The 252-nt window shown below is 62.3% G+C and carries 1 protein-coding gene; it reads left to right on the top strand.

Going from position 1 to position 252, the window contains the following annotated elements:
- A partial coding sequence (locus GJQ66_RS13400) for a DDE-type integrase/transposase/recombinase (protein WP_155049691.1) occupies positions 1-252 on the top strand: 252 nt, incomplete at both ends.

The following is a 252-nucleotide window of genomic DNA, read 5'->3' as shown; positions in this document are numbered from 1 at the left end:
TCTACCTGGCCGCCGTGATCGACTGGTTCAGCCGCAAGGTCTTGGCGTGGAAGCTGTCGATCACGCTATCCGCGGACTTCTGTATCGAAGCGCTGGAGGAAGCACTCGCCCGCCACGGGCGGCCGGAGATTTTCAACAGTGACCAAGGTTCGCAGTTCACCAGCGCCGAGTTCATCAAGGTGCTGAAGGCGGCCGAGATCGCCATCAGCATGGACGGCAAGGGCGCCTGGCGCGACAACGTCTTCGTCGAGC

The organism is Microbacterium sp. ZXX196 (assembly GCF_009709595.1).
Lineage (GTDB): Bacteria > Actinomycetota > Actinomycetes > Actinomycetales > Microbacteriaceae > Microbacterium > Microbacterium excoecariae.
This window is presented reverse-complemented; position numbering and strand designations above follow the sequence as displayed.